The 21,614-nt window shown below is 33.9% G+C and carries 21 protein-coding genes; all 21 read left to right on the plus strand.

Translation table 11 applies throughout. From position 1 onward, the window contains the following. The 21 genes from ACZ1JT_RS08855 (at window position 1) to ACZ1JT_RS08955 (ending at window position 21,613) form a co-directional block, all read left to right on the plus strand. Window positions 1–981 carry an SDR family oxidoreductase gene (locus ACZ1JT_RS08855; RefSeq protein WP_465093467.1) on the plus strand — a complete coding sequence of 327 codons (981 nt, stop codon included), beginning with the start codon at window positions 1–3 and terminating at the stop codon, window positions 979–981. 1 nt (window position 982) lies between these two features. Then, complete coding sequence (locus tag ACZ1JT_RS08860) at window positions 983–2,371, plus strand: UDP-glucose 6-dehydrogenase (protein ID WP_465093468.1); 1,389 nt, start codon at window positions 983–985, stop codon at window positions 2,369–2,371. 9 nt (window positions 2,372–2,380) lie between these two features. Then, complete coding sequence (locus ACZ1JT_RS08865) at window positions 2,381–3,658, plus strand: nucleotide sugar dehydrogenase (protein WP_465093469.1); 1,278 nt, start codon at window positions 2,381–2,383, stop codon at window positions 3,656–3,658. Between the two features lie 11 nt (window positions 3,659–3,669). Further along, window positions 3,670–4,428 (plus strand): cytidylyltransferase domain-containing protein, encoded by a 759-nt coding sequence (locus tag ACZ1JT_RS08870; RefSeq protein WP_465093470.1) that lies wholly within the window; start codon window positions 3,670–3,672, stop codon window positions 4,426–4,428. Between the two features lie 26 nt (window positions 4,429–4,454). After that, window positions 4,455–5,513 (plus strand): N-acetylneuraminate synthase family protein, encoded by a 1,059-nt coding sequence (locus tag ACZ1JT_RS08875; protein WP_465093471.1) that lies wholly within the window; start codon window positions 4,455–4,457, stop codon window positions 5,511–5,513. A gap of 3 nt (window positions 5,514–5,516) precedes the next feature. Beyond that, window positions 5,517–6,122, plus strand: coding sequence for a serine O-acetyltransferase (locus ACZ1JT_RS08880; RefSeq protein ID WP_465093472.1), 606 nt, complete (start codon window positions 5,517–5,519; stop codon window positions 6,120–6,122). After that, window positions 6,122–6,640: a KdsC family phosphatase gene (locus ACZ1JT_RS08885; protein ID WP_465093473.1), complete on the plus strand. Its 519-nt coding sequence runs from the start codon at window positions 6,122–6,124 to the stop codon at window positions 6,638–6,640. Before ACZ1JT_RS08880 ends, ACZ1JT_RS08885 begins: the two co-directional genes overlap by 1 nt. Continuing rightward, on the plus strand, window positions 6,624–7,907 hold the full coding sequence (locus ACZ1JT_RS08890) for a DUF4910 domain-containing protein (RefSeq protein ID WP_465093474.1): 1,284 nt from the start codon (window positions 6,624–6,626) through the stop codon (window positions 7,905–7,907). Before ACZ1JT_RS08885 ends, ACZ1JT_RS08890 begins: the two co-directional genes overlap by 17 nt. Then, window positions 7,900–9,177 (plus strand): hypothetical protein, encoded by a 1,278-nt coding sequence (locus ACZ1JT_RS08895; RefSeq protein ID WP_465093475.1) that lies wholly within the window; start codon window positions 7,900–7,902, stop codon window positions 9,175–9,177. The genes ACZ1JT_RS08890 and ACZ1JT_RS08895 overlap by 8 nt, the downstream gene beginning before the upstream one ends. Next, window positions 9,174–9,680 carry an acyltransferase gene (locus tag ACZ1JT_RS08900; protein WP_465093476.1) on the plus strand — a complete coding sequence of 169 codons (507 nt, stop codon included), beginning with the start codon at window positions 9,174–9,176 and terminating at the stop codon, window positions 9,678–9,680. The genes ACZ1JT_RS08895 and ACZ1JT_RS08900 overlap by 4 nt, the downstream gene beginning before the upstream one ends. A gap of 1 nt (window position 9,681) precedes the next feature. After that, window positions 9,682–11,097, plus strand: a complete 1,416-nt coding sequence (locus tag ACZ1JT_RS08905) for a lipopolysaccharide biosynthesis protein (RefSeq protein WP_465093477.1) — start codon at window positions 9,682–9,684, stop codon at window positions 11,095–11,097. A gap of 25 nt (window positions 11,098–11,122) precedes the next feature. Continuing rightward, window positions 11,123–12,190: a glycosyltransferase gene (locus tag ACZ1JT_RS08910; protein ID WP_465093478.1), complete on the plus strand. Its 1,068-nt coding sequence runs from the start codon at window positions 11,123–11,125 to the stop codon at window positions 12,188–12,190. Continuing rightward, a complete protein-coding gene (locus ACZ1JT_RS08915) occupies window positions 12,187–13,299 on the plus strand; it encodes a glycosyltransferase (protein WP_465093479.1) in 1,113 nt (370 codons plus the stop codon). Before ACZ1JT_RS08910 ends, ACZ1JT_RS08915 begins: the two co-directional genes overlap by 4 nt. Before the next feature lie 8 nt (window positions 13,300–13,307). After that, window positions 13,308–14,009 carry a class I SAM-dependent methyltransferase gene (locus ACZ1JT_RS08920; RefSeq protein WP_465093480.1) on the plus strand — a complete coding sequence of 234 codons (702 nt, stop codon included), beginning with the start codon at window positions 13,308–13,310 and terminating at the stop codon, window positions 14,007–14,009. 167 nt (window positions 14,010–14,176) lie between these two features. Next, window positions 14,177–15,268: an acyltransferase family protein gene (locus tag ACZ1JT_RS08925; RefSeq protein ID WP_465093481.1), complete on the plus strand. Its 1,092-nt coding sequence runs from the start codon at window positions 14,177–14,179 to the stop codon at window positions 15,266–15,268. Window positions 15,269–15,278: 10 nt separating this feature from the next. Then, the gene (locus ACZ1JT_RS08930; RefSeq protein WP_465093482.1) at window positions 15,279–16,466 is read left to right on the plus strand and encodes a glycosyltransferase; all 1,188 of its coding nucleotides are present in this window, start codon (window positions 15,279–15,281) and stop codon (window positions 16,464–16,466) included. Continuing rightward, window positions 16,463–17,509, plus strand: coding sequence for a glycosyltransferase family 4 protein (locus ACZ1JT_RS08935; protein WP_465093483.1), 1,047 nt, complete (start codon window positions 16,463–16,465; stop codon window positions 17,507–17,509). Before ACZ1JT_RS08930 ends, ACZ1JT_RS08935 begins: the two co-directional genes overlap by 4 nt. A 115-nt stretch (window positions 17,510–17,624) precedes the next feature. Then, entirely contained in the window at window positions 17,625–18,770 is a 1,146-nt protein-coding gene (locus ACZ1JT_RS08940; protein ID WP_465093484.1) for a hypothetical protein, read from the plus strand. Beyond that, window positions 18,767–19,870 (plus strand): hypothetical protein, encoded by a 1,104-nt coding sequence (locus ACZ1JT_RS08945; RefSeq protein WP_465093485.1) that lies wholly within the window; start codon window positions 18,767–18,769, stop codon window positions 19,868–19,870. The genes ACZ1JT_RS08940 and ACZ1JT_RS08945 overlap by 4 nt, the downstream gene beginning before the upstream one ends. Then, complete coding sequence (locus tag ACZ1JT_RS08950) at window positions 19,867–21,021, plus strand: glycosyltransferase family 4 protein (RefSeq protein ID WP_465093486.1); 1,155 nt, start codon at window positions 19,867–19,869, stop codon at window positions 21,019–21,021. The genes ACZ1JT_RS08945 and ACZ1JT_RS08950 overlap by 4 nt, the downstream gene beginning before the upstream one ends. Beyond that, the gene (locus ACZ1JT_RS08955; RefSeq protein ID WP_465093487.1) at window positions 21,011–21,613 is read left to right on the plus strand and encodes a sugar transferase; all 603 of its coding nucleotides are present in this window, start codon (window positions 21,011–21,013) and stop codon (window positions 21,611–21,613) included. Before ACZ1JT_RS08950 ends, ACZ1JT_RS08955 begins: the two co-directional genes overlap by 11 nt. The last annotated feature ends 1 nt before the right edge of the window (window position 21,614 follow it).

Here is a 21,614-nt window from a genome sequence, read left to right on the forward strand (position 1 = left end):
ATGTCGCAGCCTAAAATTTCAATATTAATTACAGGAGGAGCCGGTTTTATCGGTTCGAATCTGTGTGAATACTTTCTTGAAAAAGGGCACCAAATAACTTGTTTGGATAATTTTTCGACTGGTTACAGACATAATATTGAGCATCTTATTGCTCATGAAAATTTCAGATTGATTGAAGGGGATATTCGAGATTATAATACTTGCCTCAAAGCTCTTGAAGGGGTTGATTATGTTTTACATCAAGCCGCATTAGGTTCAGTTCCACGATCTATCAATGATCCTATTGCAACTAATGATGTTAATATTACCGGTTTTCTAAATATGTTGCAAGCGTCAAAAGAGGTTAGGATTAAACGATTTGTTTATGCAGCGAGTTCGTCTACCTATGGCGATTCTGAAAGTCTTCCAAAAGTTGAAGATATTATCGGGAAACCGTTGTCTCCATATGCAATAACAAAATTTGTGAACGAATTATATGCCGATGTTTTTAATAAAACGTATGGTATTGAAACAATTGGTTTGCGTTATTTTAATGTTTTTGGAAGAAAACAAAATCCAAATGGTGCCTACGCTGCTGTGATTCCAAAATTCGTAATGCAATTAATGGATCATGAAAGCCCAATAATAAATGGTGACGGTAATTATTCTAGAGATTTTACCTATATTGATAATGTTATTCATATGAATGAATTGGCTCTTTTTTCTGAGAATAGAGAAGCTGTCAATCAAGTGTATAATACTGCATATGGAGATAGAACCACCTTAAACGATTTGGTAGACTATTTGAAAGAATATCTATCAGAATATGATCCTGAAATAGGTAAAATAGAAGTTATTCACGGTCCAAATCGTATGGGAGATATACCTCATTCGTTAGCGAGTGTGCAAAAAGCAAAAGAATTATTAAATTATAATCCTAAATATTCTATTTCAACTGGTTTAAAAGAAGCCGTGAAATGGTATTGGGAAAATCTGAGATAAAATGATTAAGAATATTTGTTGTATTGGTGCTGGTTATGTAGGTGGTCCAACCATGTCGGTAATCGCACAAAAATGTCCGGATATTAAAGTTACGGTTGTCGATTTAAATGAAAAAAGAATCGCTGCTTGGAATGATGTTAATATTGACAACATACCGGTTTATGAACCTGGATTGCCTGTTGTAGTTGCTGAAGCTAGAGGCAGAAATTTGTTTTTTTCTACCGATGTTGACAAGGCAATTGCAGAAGCAGATATGATATTTATTTCGGTAAATACGCCAACGAAAACCTATGGTGTTGGAAAAGGAATGGCCGCCGATTTAAAGTACATTGAACTTTGTGCCCGTCAAATTGCTCGTGTAGCTACAACTGATAAAATAGTTGTTGAAAAATCTACCTTGCCTGTAAGAACGGCAAGCGCAATTAAAGATATTTTAAATCATACTGGTAATGGTGTGAATTTTCAGATTTTATCAAATCCGGAATTTCTTGCCGAAGGTACCGCAGTAGTTGATTTACATGCGCCGGATCGCGTGCTTATTGGAGGTGATACAACTCCAGATGGACAAAAAGCAATTCAAGCTTTGGTTGATGTTTATGCAAATTGGGTTCCAAAGGATCGAATTTTAACTACCAATGTTTGGTCGTCCGAATTATCAAAATTAACGGCCAATGCATTTTTAGCACAACGAGTATCTTCAATTAATGCGATGTCTGAATTATGTGAAAAGACTGGAGCCGATGTGAACGAAGTTGCTAAAGCTATCGGTATGGATAGTCGTATTGGTTCAAAATTTTTAAAATCTTCTGTTGGCTTTGGAGGTTCATGTTTTCAAAAAGACATCTTGAATTTGGTATATATTGCCAAATCGTACGGACTTCATGAAGTGGCAGATTATTGGGAACAAGTTATCATTATGAACGATCACCAAAAGCGTCGTTTTGCAAAAAATATCATTAGGACATTATATAATACGGTGTCCGGTAAAAAAATTACATTTTTAGGTTGGGCATTTAAAAAGGATACCAACGATACTCGTGAATCTGCTGCAATTTATGTTGCTGATGATTTACTAAGTGAACAAGCACAAATTTCAGTGTACGATCCAAAAGTTGAAGAAAGCCAAATCTATTTTGACTTAAATTATTTAGAAACACGTTCGGAAAGTGAAAATAAAAGCGGAGTTTCAGTTGTTGAAAATCCATACGAGGCATGTAAAAATTCTCATGCTATAGCCATTTTAACAGAATGGGATGAGTTTAAAACATACGATTGGCAGCAAATTTATGATGGAATGCTTAAGCCTGCATTCGTTTTTGATGGAAGAAATTTATTGGATAAATCGAAACTTGAAAAAATTGGGTTTGTTTATCAATCGATTGGTTCTTAAAGTAAAAGTATGAATACAAAAATAGCAGTTATAGGATTAGGATATGTTGGATTGCCTTTAGCAAGATTGTTTGCTACAAAATATCCTGTGGTGGGTTTTGATATTAATAAAAGCAGAATTGAAGAACTAAACAGCGGGGTTGACTCCACTTTAGAAGTTGATAATGCCGTTTTAAAATCGGTTTTAGTTGGTAAAGCTTCAGATGAAATTGGCCTATTTTGCTCATCCAATCTTGAAGATATTTCACAATCAAATTGCTATGTTGTAACGGTACCAACACCCGTTGATAAAAATAATCGCCCAGATTTAACACCACTATACAAGGCCAGTGAAACCGTAGGAAAGGTACTTAAAAAAGGAGATATTGTTATATATGAATCTACTGTGTATCCTGGTGTAACAGAAGAAGAGTGTGTACCTGTTTTAGAAAAAATCTCTGGATTAAAGTTTAACGTCGATTTTTTCGCGGGGTATTCACCAGAGCGTATTAATCCTGGAGATAAAGAACATACTGTAGAAAAAATATTAAAAGTTACTTCAGGGTCTACACCTGAAATCGGACAAAAAGTGGATGCGTTATATAAATCGGTTATCACTGCCGGAACGCATCTTGCTCCAACAATTAAAGTGGCCGAAGCTGCTAAAGTAATTGAAAACTCGCAACGCGATATCAATATTGCTTTTGTAAACGAATTGGCTAAAATTTTCAATATTTTAGATATAGATACCCATGCGGTATTAGAAGCGGCTGGCACAAAATGGAATTTCTTGCCTTTTAAGCCAGGTTTGGTTGGCGGACATTGTATTGGTGTTGATCCTTATTACTTAGCTCAAAAAGCCCAAGAACACGGTTATCACCCTGAAATCATTCTTGCCGGACGTCGCCTAAACGATAGTATGGGAGAATATGTTGCTTCACAAGTAGTGAAATTAATGATTAAAAAAAGTATCAAAGTAAACGGTTCTAAAATTTTGATGCTAGGAATCACTTTTAAAGAAAACTGTCCCGATGTTCGTAATACGAAAATTGTAGACGTTGTTCAATCATTGAAAGATTACGAAACCAATGTGACTATTTATGATCCTTGGGCAAATCCAAGTGAAGTTATGCATGAGTATGGCTTGAAAACACTTGAAAAATTGCCGGATGATAAATTTGATGCAGTGGTATTGGGTGTAGCACACAAAGAGTTTTTACAGATGGACTTTGATAAATTCCGAAAAGAAAATAGTTTGGTTTTTGATGTTAAAGGAATTTTAGGAGATAAAGCTGATTCAAAATTATAATCAATTAGCCTATGGATAATTCGTTGTGTTTTATGCTTCAGGCTAGAATTGGATCAACTCGATTGCCCAAAAAAATGATTCTTCCCTTTTATGAAGAAATGGGTATATTGGAATTAATCATCAAGAAACTTAGAAATAAATTTCCAAATATTCCGATAGTTTTAGCTACTTCGGATATGTCAGAAAATCAAATTCTAGAAGAGATTGCAGTTCATTTGGGTTGTAGCGTTTTTCGAGGTAGTGAAAATGATGTTTTGCAACGATTTGTAGAAGCTTCAGATGCATTTCAATACGATAAAATTATTCGTGTTTGTGCCGATAATCCATTTCTGGATATAGATGAAATGGAAAAGCTAATTAATTCTACATCTAATACTACCTACGATTATGTGAGTTTTCAAATAAATGGGATTCCAAGTATCAAAACACATTACGGTTTCTGGGCAGAATACGTTACTGTTGAAGCACTAAGAAAAGTGCAAACTCAAACCGATGATCCCTTTTATCATGAACATGTAACAAATTACATATACGGAAATCCGGATTCTTTTTCAATACAGTTCTTAGAACCTAATTCGAAGATTGATCAAGAAAATTCAATCCGAATGACTTTGGATACAATTGAAGATTTTGAAGTATTATCCAAAATTTATTCAGAACTTAGTAGTAGGCATTCTAATTTTGGTATAAATGAAATTGTCGATTTTTTAAATGAAAATGATCATTTTAAAAAAGCAATGCAAAATCAAATTAACCAGAATTCAAAATAATGGTTTGAAAATAAACCTCTCTTAATATGAAAGATTATTCAAATAACGGGGTCTATATAATAGGCGAAATTGGGCAGAATCATAACGGTTCTGTTGATATTGCTAAACTCATTGTTGAATTGGTGTCACGACCAGTTTTTGAAAGTGATTTTGGTCTGAATTTGAATCCGATGAATGCTGTTAAATTAACCAAGCGGGATTTAAAAGAAGAGCTCACCACAACTCAAATGAATAAGATATACGATTCACCTCATTCGTTTGGACGAACCTATGGTGAGCATAGAGAATATCTTGAATTATCGGATGAAGAGCACTTTGAAGTCTATAAATATGCTAAAAGTAGAGGTTTGGAATTTGTTGAAACCTTATGTTCTTTAGGTTGTTTGTCTCTGTTGAAATTATTTCAACCCGATTGTTTAAAAGTTGCCAGTCGCGACTTAACCAATTTGCCTTTATTGGCTGCTATGGCAGAAACTAAAATACCAATAATTTTATCTACGGGTATGGCGGGTAAGGCCGAATTAGACGAAGCTTTAGCGGTTATTTCTAAATATCATTCCGATATTGCCATATTGCATTGCGTATCTCAATATCCAACCCATCCTGATAATCTTAATCTCAAAACAATTACCTATTTGAAAAACAATTATGGAAAGTATACCATTGGTTTTTCAGATCATACAATAGGAATTTCGGCGCCAACAGTTGCAGTAGGTATGGGGGCTCAAATTATTGAAAAGCATATTACAATCGATAGAAACATGAAAGGTACAGACCAAGCGGGTTCATTAGGACCTGATGGTGTTTTTAGAATGGTTAGAGATATTCGTGTGGCCGAAAAATGGTTAGGAGTAGAAGATATTTATATTGAAAAGGGAGTAGAAGCTGCCAAAATTAAATTGGAGCGCTCTATTGCTACCAATCGTGATCTAGAAGTTGGTGAAATTATTTCGGAACAGGATTTGCATTTACTAAGTCCTGGAGATGGTTATAAATGGACTCAAAAAGAGGAAGTTATAGGTAAAAAAGTATCGGTTAGAATTCCTAAAAACGAACTGATTTACCCCAATGCTATTGATAAATAAATTATGTTAATTACTAGTGATATTCTTGGTTTCGAATTGAAATGTCTTTTTGATAGATATTATTTGCTGGATGTCTCAGAAATAAACTTTAACGATATTGATTGCTATCAAGAAATTATCCCTGTTTTTATTCACGATTATTATAGATATTTTCCAAATCAAGAGTTAACAAAAGAAAATGTTTTTTCACGAATTGAACTTTTAGGAATTCTCTTATACAGAATTTCAAGAGTCTATTTTTTGAGAAACGAAGAAAAAATAGCAACACATTTTTCTAATTTATTGCGAATAATATGTGGTTTCGAGATTTATTTTTCTGCAGAAATTGGAAAAGGGTTGAAAATTAATCATGGACTAGGAACTGTTATTGGTGCTCGATGTAAAATAGGTGAACAGGCCTTGATTCACCAAAACGTTACTTTTGGGGATCGTAATGGAGGAAGACCAACACTATTAAATAATGTTACTGTTTATGCTGGGGCTAAAGTACTAGGAAATATCACCTGTGGCGATAATTCGGTTATAGCGGCCAATTGTGTTTGCTTAATAGATGTACCAAATAATTCAGTAATTGCTGGAGTTCCAGGTGTAATTAAAAGAAATAAATAATGTTACCAAAACTAATTATAACGGATATTGACGGCGTCTGGACAGATGGGAGTATGTATTACGACCAAACCGGAAACGAACTCAAAAGATTTCATACCTACGACAGCGCAGGAGTTTTGTTTGCTAGATTGTGTGAAATTCCCGTTGTGATTATAACAGGTGAAGATACTGATATTGTAAAAAGAAGAGCCTCTAAACTAAAAATTGATTATTTATTTCAAGGGGTTAAAAACAAGGTTGAAGTTGTTCAAACTTTGCTAAACAATTTGAATATTTCATTTGCTGATTGTGCATTTATTGGTGATGATATTAATGATATAGCACTTTTGAAAAAGGTAGGATTTAGTTCATGTCCTGCTAATGCTCCCGATTATGTTAAGGATAAAGTTAATTTTATTACCTTTAAGAAAGGTGGCGAAGGTGCTTTCAGAGAGTTTGTAGAGTATATTCTTAAAGAGAACGGAGTTTTTGAATCGGTGTTAGAAAAAGCAGTCCAAAATCATGAAAAATCAAATTGAGCAGTATTTTGATCGTCTTTTTCCAATAAACAGAAGTCTTACTGGCAATGGAGTTCGTGAGACTTTTGCAATTTTAAGCGAGCTTATTGATTTTGAAATTTCAGAAGTTCCAACTGGTACGCAAGCATTCGATTGGGAAATTCCTAAAGAATGGAATGTTAAGCAAGCTTACATTTTAACGCCTGATGGTAGAAAAATAGCTGATTTTTCGGAGAATAATCTTCATCTGATGGGTTATTCTATACCGTTTTCAGGAGAGTTAAGTTTCAGTGAGTTAGAATCTCATATATCTACTAGACCCGATTATCCTGATGCTATTCCTTATGTAACATCGTATTACAATGAGCGTTGGGGATTTTGTTTAAGTCATAATGAATTTTTAACACTTCCCAAAGAAGGGATGTATAAGGTGTTTATTGATTCATCGCTAACCAATGGTTCAATGACTGTTGGAGAAGCTGTTATTCATGGAGCTTCAGATAAGGAGGTTTTATTTACTTCGTATTGTTGCCATCCAAGCATGGCTAATAATGAACTTTCCGGTATGCTTGCTTTGGCATTTTTGTATCAAACACTTAAAAAGAAAAAGAATCTCAAGTATACATATCGTTTTTATTTGGCTCCAGAAACTATTGGGGCTATCTATAACCTTTCGAAAAATGGTATGCATTTTAAAGAAAAGTTAGTAGGGGGTGTTGTTTTAACTTGTTGTGGTGATTCAGGGCCTATTACATTGAAAAAATCTAGAACGGCATCCTATTTTGATTCGGTACTTCAGAATATTTTAGAGTATTCGACTTCGAACTATAAAAAAGTGGATTTTTTCCCAATGGGAAGTGATGAACGCCAATATTGTTCCCCTGGTTTTGACTTACCTGTGGTTTGCTTAACTCGTACCATGTACGGAGAATACAAAGAGTACCATACATCTATGGATAATAAAGAAATTATAGATTTTGAGGCTTTAGAAAATTATATTTTAACGCTTTCGGAACTGGTGGATAGTATTGAATTGGATGGCTTTTATATGAATCAAAGTCCGTATGGAGAACCGCAATTAGGAAAAAGAGGCTTGTATCCAACCTTAATGAAAATAGAAGAAAGAGGCGAAAGTTTAAAACGGCTTTTGTATATGCTTAATTATTCTGATGGGAAACACAGCTTGTTGGATATCGCGAATATCGCTAAAGCACCTATGGTTTCTTTTCAAAATGAAATAAATGCATTGATAGATAAACAATTATTGAAGAAGGGTTCCAATGTTTAAAAACAAAAAAATACTTTTTTACTTTAATCAATATTTTGTGATTCGGTTGGGTGAAAATCTGTACCACTACAATGCTAAAATTGAACGTTTTTCTATACTAAGAGCCTTTTTTACACTACTGTTGCATTTTTTTAAAAGTATTACATTTAAGGCTTCTGAAAAAAATAAAAATGCATATAAGTATCTGGTTTATGTTGAGACAATAAATCAGAAAAATGCGATTATTGATGTGTTTGATAGAGTCGAAAAAACAGATTCTGAGCAAATGCTTTTTGTCTTGAATAACGATATTCAAATTGATAATTTTGACACACTCCATTTTAACAAAAGACAACTTTTTTATAATGCGCTCTTATTTTTTCCTAAAGCGCTAATCATATCTAAAAACTATTGCAAGCAAAAATCGGGAATCATTAATACGACTCACATTTATGTAAATCTTTCTCTTTTTTTAGCTTCTGTTAAAATGTTTGAAAGATTAATTACATCGTTTCAGAGTGAAAATGTAATTCTAACTAACGACCATAATTTGCAGCCTTTAGCATTATTATTAGCGGCTAAAAACACAAAAAATCCAAGCTATTATATTCAGCATGCTGCGGTTTCTAAAGCTTTTCCAAAATTATTGCCAGAAATTGCTTTGTTGGAAGGTCAACAGGCATTAGATATCTATAATGAAATTGGCAATTTGTCTCGTAAACATCAATTTGTAGGTATTGCTCGAATGGATGGATTATTGGCTCATAAAAAAGAATTTGTGAGCGAAAATATTGTAGTGGGGTTTTGTTTAAAACCTTATTATTCCATGGAATTAATTGAGGAAATAATCGGATATATTAAAAATGTATCAAAGATTTCCGAAATTATCTTACGCCCTCACCCAGGAAATTCACAGGCTTTTTATGATAAATTGCAAAAGCTTAATATTTCCATATCCAACGCAAAAAAAGAGCGTCCTCATGAATTTATTAAGAAAATTGATGTCATGATTTCTGGCGAATCGTCAATTATTTTAGAAGCGGCTTTAATGAAAGTGAAAACAATTTATATTGACGACCAAGTTGCCGAATTTGATTTGTATGGTTTTGTGAAAAACAAAATTACGCAGGCGGTTAGTAAACTTGAAGATATTACAAGTGTATTGAATTCCTTATCTTACGACGAAATTGAAGAGCAGTATGAAAACTGTAAATATTATTGTAGTACCGTGAATTCTGAATTTGAAAACAAATCGAGGGATTTAATTATTAAAACGCTATTGGAACAATGATTGGATATATAATTGCAAAATATAAACGTCTTCGAAAAAAATATTATAAAGCACAGATTGTTAAAACTGCCGAATATATAAAAGGTGAGTTAACAGTTAATGGATTGTCCTATGTTAATAGGAAAACACGTTTAGGGCATAACGTGCATTTTAATGGACTCCGTGTATTAGGAAATGGAAAGGTAACTATAGGCGATAATTTTCATTCGGGTATGGAATGTGTTATTCTTACAGAAGCACATAATTACAAGGGTAATAAATTGCCTTATGATGAAACAAATATATTAAAGGAAGTGACCATTGAAGACAATGTTTGGCTCGGACATGGAGTAACAATAATTGGTTCAGTTACTATTGGTGAAGGTGCTATTTTGCAAGCAGGGTCGGTTGTGGTTAAAGATATTCCTAAATTAGCTATTGCCGGAGGTAATCCAGCCACTGTTTTTAAATATAGAGAATCCGAACATTATTATACATTGAAAGAGCAAGGGCAATTCCATTAAAATGTTAAAAAAACTCTTTTCACATACCTTTATTTATGGCATTGCCAATCAGGTCCCTAAAATAGCAGGGATTTTTTCGTTACCCCTTATCACTCAATATTTAACAGAAGAAGATTACGGTATTTTTGGTGTAATAACTTCATATATGGCTGCTATCGAGGTTTTTAGTTCTTTAGGACTTCGTGTAGTTTTAGTCAATACATTTTTCAAGCATTCCAACTGGTATGTAAAGATTTGGAGAGAAATTTATGGGTTTTTAATGTTGTGGAATATTGTTTTCCTAGCATTTAAAGTTCTTTTTTTGTGGCTTTTAATGCCTAAAGAAGTCGATCAGGTCTTTTTGGTGATTTTCTTAAATGTTGGTGTAGGATTGTTTTTTGGGCCAACTGCTAATATTGGCTCAACCTATTTTCAAATTCGTCAAAAACCAGTTTCTATCGCCATACGAACAGCTGTTTTTGGAACCTTGACCATTTTACTAAATGTGTTTTTTATTGCACAACTTAAAATGGGTTACATCGGTTGGTTTTACTCGATTTTTATTGTGACCGTTTTAGGGAATTTGTCTTATTTCTACCCACTTTTTTTTAAATATAAAATCACACCTATTTTTAAAATTTCTTGGAAAAGAATAAAATCATATTTACGGGTAACTTTGCCAACAATTCCACACTATTACTCAACCTTTTTATTGAATACGTCCGATAAAATTGTCATGGAACGTTTATCGGTACCAATTAATGATATTGGAAAATACAATGCAGCGTATACTGTTGGTAATTTCTTTAACTCAATAGGAATGGTAAGTGGTTTTGCCATTACACCTTTAATGAATGATTGTTACAAGCGAAAAGATGAGAAAGCTGCACGCGAATTGGTATTTGTACTTCAAGGCGCTTTTTTTCTTGCTTCTTTTGTAGCTTGTATTTGGATGAAAGAAATTTTCCAGCTTTTAATTAAAAATGATACATTGGCAGCAACCTATCCAATTGGTATTATTGTAGTTATGGCATACAATTACAGAGCAATGTATTACGGTTCCATCAATAAACTTTTCTATTTAGAACGGACTCAAATTTTATGGAAAATTACATTTATTGCAGGGTTAACTAACGTTTTAATGAACCTCATTTGTATTCCAATATTTGGTTATAAAGTAGCTGCTGTTACAACGTATTTAAGCTTAATGTTTATGGGGTATTCAGGTTATTTTCTTCGAGATTTTAAAGAAAACTCCACTGTAAATTATTATCCGGGCTATTGGTTTTTAGCAACAACAATACTAACAGTGCTGGTCTATTTTTTAAGGGATTGTTCTTTTTTTTCAAAAGTGGTAATGACAATTATAGTTTTTATGTTATCGGTATTTGTCGTAATTTATTTGTGGAAAAAAATGCAGCGTATAAAACAAAGTTAATTTTACGGAATATCAGAACAATATTATGGCATTGAAAATAGTACGAATCACCACATTGTTGGATTTTGGAGGTCAGGAGCGAAAATATTTGCTTTTCTCTGAAGATGCTACTTTGTTGAAAAATGAGTATTTTTTTGCTGCCATAGGTTATGGAGGACATGCATCTCAAGTAATTTTAGATAGGGGATTTTCAGTTACCTTGTTCAATCAGAACCCGGCAATTAAAAACCTTAGTAATATTTGGATGTTGTACAAATGGTTTAGAAAAATTAAACCCGATGTAGTACATACTGCTGCTGCGGAGGCTAATTTTCATGGAGTTATCGCGGCTAAACTTGCCGGAGTAAAAGTAATCCTTGCCGAAGAAATTGGCTTCCCAAATCATTCAAAATTAGCACGATTAGTATTCCAAAACTGCTATCGTTTTGTTGATGCTGTAATTTGTGTATCACAAGCGGTTCAGGATTATTTGAAGGAGATTGGTGAAATTTCTGAAAATAAAGGTGTAGTCGTATATAATCCTGTGAGCGCCCCAAAAGAAATTCAAAGGAATACATCTGTCAATTTTACCATTGTTAATGTTGGGCGTTTGGAAGTTGTTAAAAATCAACAATTAATTATCAAAGCGTTTGCTCGATTAGAAAATAAACAAACACGATTAATACTTGTTGGTGATGGTAGGGAACGCTCATCGTTAGAAAAACTAATTCAAGAATTAAACGTACAAGACAGAGTACAAATAACTGGTTTTACAAGTGAACCGGAAGTATATTTAGCCCAGGCTGATTTATTCGTATTACCATCACATTCTGAAGGTTTTGGCATTGCGGTAGTCGAAGCTATGCAGCAAGGCTTATCTTGTTTATGCTCCAATGTAGGAGGTATTCCAGAATTTATAACCGAAGGAGAAACGGGTTGGTTGTTCAATCCAAGTGATGAAACTGCATTTTTTGAGAAACTTTCTGAGGTAGTTCAATTGCCTAAAGAAGAATTGTCTCGAATCGGTTCAAATGCAAAGCAAGCTGTGAATGACCGTTTTTCGATTCAGAAGTATGTAGAAAACCTTGAAAATCTTTACCAAAGTTTATCATGATAAGAGTCTTGAATATTTTAGAAACCATAGGTTCAGGAGGTGTAGAGCGGAGACGTTTATCTATGGCAAAACATTTGGACAAATCTAAATTTGAACTTAAAATAATCTGTACGGTCGCTAAAGGGAATATAGCAGATGAAATTCGTGCGAATGGAGTTGAAGTAATCGAAATTGGTAAACTGAAATCGCCGTTTGATTTTAAACAACATAAAAAAGTAATTAAAGTTATCGAAGAATTTCAACCGCACATTATTCACGGAGCAGTTTTCGAAGGGGTAACTATGGCTGCCGTTAACGGTTTTTTTAAGCGAGTTCCAACCATCATTATTGAAGAAACTTCCGACCCAAAAAATAGAACCTGGAAAGGGAATTTATTAATGAAATTATTTGCTGCAATGGCAGATAAAGTTGTTGGCGTTTCCCCAGCAGCAACAAAGTACCTAAAAGAACAATTAAAGATATCAGATGATAAAGTTTGTCTAATAACCAATGGTGTAGCAATGCCAAGAAAAGTATCTCAAACTGAAGTTTCAGAATTAAAAAGTAAACTCAATATTCTGGAAGATGAGGTGGTGATTGGTTCGGTTGGACGAATGTTAATGGATAGTCATAAACGATTTTCCGATTTATTAAAAGCTTTCAAACTGATATTAGATTCGGGATACAAAGCAAAACTTGTTTTGGTAGGAGAGGGACCGGAGTTGGCAAATTATCATAAGTTGGCGATTGAGTTAAATATTCAAGACCAAGTAGTTTTTGCAGGGTACCAATCCGATACTGCTAAATTTTATGCGCTTTTTGATGTTTTTTGTCTGACATCAGCTTACGAGGCTTTCGGTTTGGTTTTGGCTGAAGCAATGTTTCATGAATTGCCGGTTGTTGCTACAAAGGTTGGAGGTATGCAATATATTGTTGATGATGGAATTACGGGGTATCTGGTTGAGCGTTTTCAAACGGAAGAAATTGCGGCTAAATTGAAAATGTTATGTGCCGACAAGCCGCTTCGTGATAAGATGGGTAAATCGGGATTTGAAAAAGCACAAAAAGAGTTTACGGAAGAAAGTTATGTCGCAAAGGTTGAAAAATTGTATTTTGCAGCATTAAAATAATTTTAAGAATGAGTATAGTTAAGAATTTAAAGACAAAAGTAGATGCATTGCTTTGCAAGTTTTTCCGCCACAAAAACGAAGAATTACCGGCTTTTTTATTACAGAAATTGTATCATCAAGGAAGGTATCTGCCTTTTACTACCTCGTCTTTAAAATTCCGATTGTTAGCTTGCATTGCCAACGATATTGTAGTGAATAGACGTACTACTGTTTTGGAGTTGGGAACTGGAATTTCAACAATCATAATCGCTAGATTGTTCAAATTGAATCAAATAGAAGGTGTTGTTTATTCTGTTGATGAGAATTCCGAATGGCAAGCAATTGTAAAAGATATTTTGGAGAAAGAAAAGTTGTTGGATTTTGTTAAGTTCATTCATGCTCCAACAATTAAAAGCAGCGATATAGAAAATTCATATGAATATCCTCAAGCAATTATTTCCGAAATCGTTGGGAGTACCCGATTTGATTTAGCGCTTATCGATGGTCCTGCAGCTTGGCATAAGTCAAACATTATGAGTAGAGCAACAAACATTAAACATATTAAAGGTGTTATGGCCGATAACTTTACCATATTTGTTGATAATTCGAATCGAATTGGTGAAACAGATTTGGTTGATAAAATTGCAACAACCTTCGCAGTTCGTCCTACTTTACTAGATCCTACATTTGTTAGTTTTTCAAAAGGAACTCATTTTAATTTTGTTATATAGCTTTTGGTATAGATAAATGCAGTTTTGATAGAATACTAAAGCCACCAATTTTATCTTAGTATCATTCGAAAAAATCGTATTTTGCGAATATAATAGTAAGAAAACAACAGTTTTTGAGTATTGATTTATACAATTCTAATGAACTGTTTTGAAAATATAGCAGCTGCATGTCGACTAAAATATTTTTTCCGGGATTAAATGGTTTGCGAACAATGGCGGCATTTGCAGTAATTGTCTCGCATATTAATCTTGGATTGGATAAGTTCGGCCTTGAAAAAAAAGCTGGATTATCGTTAGCTGGATTTGGTGTGACTGTGTTTTTTGCGTTAAGCGGGTTTTTAATTACGTATTTGTTACTTGCCGAAAAAAGTAAAACAGAAACCATTGCTATTCCCAAATTTTATATCCGTAGAATATTAAGGATATGGCCACTCTACTTTTTTTACTTGTTTGTTGCGGTAATTTTATTTGGTTTAGGAACCGATAAAACGCTAATTTGGTATTACCTTTTTATATTTGCAAATGTGCCTTTTTCGTATCATGCTGCGGGAGGAGTGATGGCAACGATACCATTGCTAGCACATTATTGGTCACTAGCCGTAGAAGAGCAGTTTTATGCTTTTTGGCCATGGATTATTAAGAAGGTTACCCGATTAAAAAGCTTCTTACTTTTTTTTATTCTCATTTTTATGGGTGTAAAATTCGGGTTGAAGTTTTTGAACGCTTCAGCAGAAATACAAGCATTGTTGCATTATACCCGTTTTGGATGTTTGGCCATCGGGGGATTAGGAGCTTATTTCTACTACTATGAAAGAAAAAAAACTCAGCTATTGTGCTCGGTATTGAGTGGGAGTATTGCTTGGGGTGTGTTTTTAATTGTTGCTATAGGTAAATTTCATATTGCATCTATTATTGATCACGAAATTATTTCTGTAGTAACCCTAGTGATTATTTTTAATCAGATTTCTGGAAAACCATTTATCTCTCTTGAAAATCGTGTTTTTGATTATCTGGGTAAAATTTCGTTTGGGTTGTATGTTTACAATCCGTTAATTATTTGTTTGATGGCCTTACTGATGAAAAATTTCACACTTTCAAGTTCAATTTTGCATTTGGTTTTGGTGTATGTAATAGTAATTTTGGCTATTGTTATTGTATCACATCTTTCGTATGTTTATTTAGAAAAACGTTTTTTACGTTTTAAATCAAGATATACTACCATTCCTAGTGCAGCTTCCAGTGAGGAGGCAGTTGCTTAGGTTTACTACTATGAAAAAAGTACTTTTTATAACTTGGGACGGTCCGCAAACTTCATATATGGAAGGCTTGTTTATTCCAATTTTTGCCGAAATAAAGAAGCATCAGCAAATAGATTTTCATGTGCTACAATTTACTTGGGCATCAGCATCAAAAACTAAAGCTACTGAGCACCTTGCAAAATCGTTTGGGATATCGTACAAGGCTTTTCCAATACAACGAAAACCATTAGCAGTTATAGGAAGTGTTGTAACAGTTTTTTTAGGAATCCGATATATTCAACGATATATTAAAGAGCAAGGTATTGATATAGTAATGCCACGGAGTACTATGCCTGCAGTTATGGTAAATCGATTACGCTTGAAGAATTGTAAAGTTTTATTTGATGCGGATGGATTGCCTTTAGAAGAAAGGGTTGATTTTTCTGGACTTTCTACAAATAGCAAACAGTATCAAATTCTTAAGAATGAGGAAAGGAAGTTGCTTTTAAAGGCAGATCAAGTAATAACACGTTCCCAGAAAGCAATAAAAATTCATTTGGAAACTATTGAAACATCGTATCAAAATAAGTTTTCTGTAGTTTTTAATGGTAGAGATGAAATGTTCTTTAGAAATGACGAAGCAGTTCGAGAAAGAACCAGAAAGTTATTAGATATTGCTGAAGATGCCTTGCTCTTTGTATATTGTGGCTCACTTGGGCCGCAGTATGGATGGGAGGAGATGATGGCTGTTTTTAAAGGGTATTACAAACTTCATGCATCAGCCAAATTTTTGATTTTAACTGGAAATCAGTCGTTTGCTGAAGAACGGATTCCATTAGATTTAAAAGATGCAATCACGGTTATTAGTGTACCTTTTGAAAAGGTTCCGGAATATCTTACTGCTGCCGATGTGGCTTTTGCTATTCGTAAACCTACGTTTAGCATGCAAGGTGTGGCTCCTATAAAATTAGGGGAATATCTTTTAATGGGCTTGCCAACAATCGCTTCAAAAGGAATTGGAGATACCGAATTATTGCTTACTAAAGTTGATGGATGTCAATTATTCGATCACGAACAAGAAAATGCCATAGCCGATGCTATTCGTTTTGCTGAAAATTGCAAAGGTTTTTCTAAACAAGAAATTCGTGAGGTTGGGATTACTTATTTTTCGCTTTCTAAAAGTGCAGAAAGTTATTGTAAAGTATTAGCGCGATTATGAAAATTTTATATCTAACCAAATATACCCGAAAAGGAGCCAGTAGTAGGCTTCGGAGTTATCAGTATTTTCCGTTTCTAGAAGAACAGGGTTTTGAAATTGTTGTAAAGCCATTGTTCTCAGAAAAATATCTGGATGCTTTATATAGCGGAAAATCAACTACAACAATTGCACTACAAGGTTACATAAAACGCTTTTTTGTATTGTTTACGGTTTTTAAGTACCATAAAATTGTTTTGGAAAAGGAATTGTTTCCTTATTTTCCTGCTTGGTTCGAACAGTTTATGAGTTTCTTCGGAATACGATATGTAGCCGATTATGACGATGCAATTTTTCATAATTACGATCGGCATCCTAACAAATGGATTCGTCGTTTTTTAAGCAATAAGATTGATCGTGTTATGAAATTTTCGGATACTGTAATTGCAGGGAATGAATATTTAGCCAATCGCGCTCAAAAAGCCGGAGCAAAAAATATTGTATTGATTCCCACGGTTATTGATATTTCACGTTATTCAATCGTAAAAAAAGAGCAAAGAGCAAGACCTGTAATTGGTTGGATTGGTTCGCCTTCTACATTTAAATATGTAAAATCACTATTTCCAGTTTTTGAAAGAATTTATGAAAATTTAGATTTTGAATTGCATGTTGTTGGTGCTACAGGCGAAGAACATGTCGCTTTTCCGATTCGATATTTGCCGTGGGCAGAAAACACAGAAGTATCTTCCATTCAACAGTTTGATATCGGAATAATGCCTTTAGAAGATTCCGATTGGGAAAAAGGGAAATGTGCTTATAAGTTAATTCAGTATATGGCATGCGGAATTCCAGTAGTCGGTTCTCCTGTGGGAATGAATGTAGTGGTGATTGAGAATAATTTAAATGGTTTTTTGGCTCAAACACATGATGAATGGTTTGTTACTTTGCAAAGTATGCTCAACGATAGCTCTAAGAATTTTACATTTGGTAGCGCCGGACGAAAAATGGTTGAAACAAAATACACTGTACAAGCAAAAATTGAGGCTTTGGCAACAATATTAAGATAAAGAAATTAGTCTTACATTTGTTTAAAGTATGTAGTTGCAATTGTAGAAACTAAGCTAGCAGCGATTCATAAACAGCAAAAATGAGCAGTTTAAACACCTTAACGTAAGAGAAGATTTGGATATAATTATACTACTAGTTATTCTTGCGAGCGGCATAGGATTTACCAATGTTTTTAAAAACGATGTTGGGGCTATTCACTTAAAACATCTTAAACAATTGTGGTTCTTTCATGTTGTGTTTGGATTGTATTATTGTTTTTTTGTGCAAGGTGATGCAATTGGGTACTGGAAAGTGGCTGGCGGAATGTCTTCCGAAGATTTTTATCGTTTTATAAGTGATCAAAAAGGAACGTACTTCTTATTCGCAATAAATTATTTCCCAGCTAAAATTTTAGGACTCTCTTATCTAACAGGGACAATGCTTTATTCGCTTTTAGGGTTTATGGGTTTGTGCTATTTTTATGTGATAGCCTACCAAACAGTTCCCTACAATTCTAAATATAATAAGTACGATTTGTTTCCCTTAATCTTTTTTATGCCTAATCTTCATTTCTGGAGTTGTGGTGTCGGAAAAGATACGTTGCTTTTTTTCTGTATTGGGATGTTCGCATACGGGTTGTTACAGCCATTAAAACGTATTGGTTTGTTATTGATTTCACTAGGAATCTCATATTTTATACGACCACACATAACTCTTTTTCTTTTGGTCGCTTTCGGACTTTCTTATGTCTTCAGTTCTAAAGTTTCGGGTACTAAACGAGTGATTTTTTCATTGGTCTTGATTGGTATAGGTATTGCCATTTTACCTTCGGTAATGGAATTTGCTAAAATTGAAGAAACTTCTATCGATAGCTTCGAACAATTCTCGGAAAAGAAAGCAGATTTATTGAGTAGAGCTACTTCGGGTTCTAGGATTGATATTTCGTCTTATCCGTTTCCTTTAAAAGTATTCACATTTTTGTTCCGACCGCTTTTTTTTGATATTAACGGAATTCCAGCGGCAATTGCTTCAATCGAAAATTTATTGTTGCTTATTATTTCGGTGAATATATTTAAAAACAAGCCAATGCAAACTTTTAAAGCAGCTCCTTTTGTAATAAAAGGTCTAGTGTTGTTTTTAGTTATTGGTACTTTAGCCTTTTCTCAATCGCTTGGAAATCTTGGAATTATGATTCGAATGCGAAACATGTTTTTACCAGGATTGCTTATCTTTATTCTTTGGTCGTTTTCCTATCGAAAAGAATTGCAAAAAAAATCATGATGCTTCGTTGTTTCAATTTTATTAAATCAAATTCACTTTTAGTTTTTTTAGCGAGCTATCATTTTATTTTTACTTTTTTCTATTGGGATTATTACTCTAAATTTAGTGGTGACGCTGCATTGTATTGGTTTCAAATGAAAGCTTCACAAACAAAAGTTTTTTCTGAGTTATTTCATTATGGTTCAGACGTATTATTGCTATTGAATTATTTTCCCGCAAAAGTTTTAGCACTAGATATTCGTTTAGGTTTTTTGATTTACAGTTGTATTGGCTTTTTTGGAATCTTACAGTTTTACAGATTGGGAAAAATTGTTTTGAATAAACCTTGTGTAGTGTTTGGAGTAAACTTTTTTTATGTGTTACTACTTTTACCTAATCTTCATTTTTGGACTTCCGGATTAGGAAAAGAACCCATCTGTTTCTTGCTTTTAACTACATTGTTGTTGGAAATAGTTCGCAAAAATTATTTTTCGTTTTCACTGGTTGTTTCGGCATTTTTATTGATTTGTATCCGTCCGCATATCGCGCTATTTTTATTAGCCACCGTTATAGGCGTTTTTCTTTTGGGTAACACATTAAGTAAAATTCAAAAAATACGATTGACTGTCGCAGGTTTATTTGTTGCTTTTGGCCTTTTATATATGGTTTTGCAATTAACCGAAATTCGTTATTTAAACCTCGAACGTGTTGAAAAATTTAATGAGTTTTCATTGCGATCATTCCAAAATTCGGGTAGTTATGTGCCAATGATTCAATATTCTTACCCGTATAAAATTTTCACATTTTGGTTTCGACCTCTTCTTAATGAATTTCCAACTTTTTATGGTTTTGTTTTAGGGTTTGAAAATGTTTTTTGGTTGCTGTTGCATCTTGTTGCAATTGTGATTTTTATTTGGAAAAGAAAAGAAATTCATTTCTCTCAAATAATGAAAATAATTCTGTTTTTCGCACTAATAACTTCCGCATTTGTAGTGCAACGATATTCAGGCTTTGGAATATTTGCTCGTACTAAAATAATGATACAGCCTTTTCTTGGTTTAGTTTTGCTGTGGATTCTTACCTTTGCTTTGACCAAAAAGCAACTGAAATCAAAATCATGAAGAAACTTGTTCGTATAACAACGGTTCCGCTATCCTTAGAAAAGCTGCTGGAAAATCAGTTGTGCTTTATGAGTGAGTATTATGAAGTGATTGCTATTTCGTCAGACCCAAAACGTTTAGAAGAGTTTGGTCAGCGTGAAGGCGTGCGAACTTTTTCAGTAGCAATGACACGGAAAATTACTCCTTTACAGGATTTAATTGCAGTTTGGAAGTTGTATCGATTTCTTAAGAAAGAAAAACCTTTTGTTGTTCATACGCATACGCCAAAAGCTGGAATTGTTGGAATGATGGCAGCTTTTTTAGCAAATGTTCCTAATCGATTGCACACCGTTGCAGGATTGCCCTTGTTGGAAAGTACAGGGTTTAAGCGTAAAATCTTGGCTTTTGTGGAAAAACTAACATACCGCTTTGCTACAAAAGTGTATCCGAATTCTAATGGATTGAAAAAGATTATTCTTGATGAAAACTTTTGTGATGTAAAGAAATTGAAAGTTATTGGTAATGGAAGTTCAAACGGTATCAATACCAATTATTTTAACTTGGATGCTGTTTCTAAAATTCAGCTTGAGGAAGTAAAAAAGCAATTTGAATTGCAACAAGACGACTTCGTTTTTGTTTTTGTAGGAAGATTGGTGGGTGACAAAGGAATTAATGAGTTAGTTGCTGCATTCGATGCGCTTTCAAAAACCAATTCACATTTAAAGTTGCTTCTAGTGGGACCAACCGAAAGTGATTTGGATCCTTTGTTGGAAAAAACCGAAGCTATAATTGCATCTAATAAAAGCATTTGCTCTACAGGCTATCAAAATGATGTACGACCTTATCTGGCTGTGAGTAATTGTTTGGTGTTTCCGAGTTATCGTGAAGGTTTCCCCAACGTGGTTATGCAAGCGGGAGCCATGGGGTTACCTAGTATTGTTAGTAATATTAACGGATGCAATGAAATTATAATTCCGGACTACAACGGGATTATTGTTGAACCAAAATCAGAAGATCAATTGTGTAAGGCAATGTCACGAATGTATACCGATTTGAATTTATATCAAACTTTAAAATCAAATGCGCGGGTTGCAATTGTTGATCGTTTTGAGCAAAAATACATTTGGGAAGCTTTGCTGAATGAATATCAAAATCTAGAACATGTATCGTAATTTTTTTAAGCGTTTATTCGATTTTTTAATTGCATTGATTGGCCTTTTGGTTTTATCACCTGTTTTAGTTGTGTTAATTCTAGCATTGTTTGTGTCCAATTCAGGTCAGCCTTTTTTCTTTCAGAAAAGACCCGGTAAAAATGAAAAGATTTTTACAATTGCCAAGTTCAAAACCATGAACGATAAAAAAGACAGTAACGGAAATTTGTTGCCCGATGCTGAACGATTAACCGGAGTGGGTAAATTTATTCGTAAAACTTCTTTAGATGAAATTCCGCAACTTTTTAATGTTTTAAAAGGGGAGATGAGTATAATTGGGCCACGCCCTTTGTTGGTTCAGTATATTCCATTGTACAATGAAAACCAAAAAAAACGTCATGATGTTCGTCCAGGCATTACAGGTTGGGCACAAGTTAACGGAAGAAATGCCATAAGCTGGCAGCAAAAATTTGAATACGATGTTTGGTACACCCAAAATATTTCACTAAAATTGGATGTAATCATACTCTGGAAAACGATTGAAAAAGTAATTAAAAGCGAAGGAATTTCGGGAGAATCTGTTGCAACTGCCGAACCTTTTAAAGGAAATTGAT

The sequence above is a fragment of the Flavobacterium sp. IC2-16 genome (assembly GCF_055521455.1).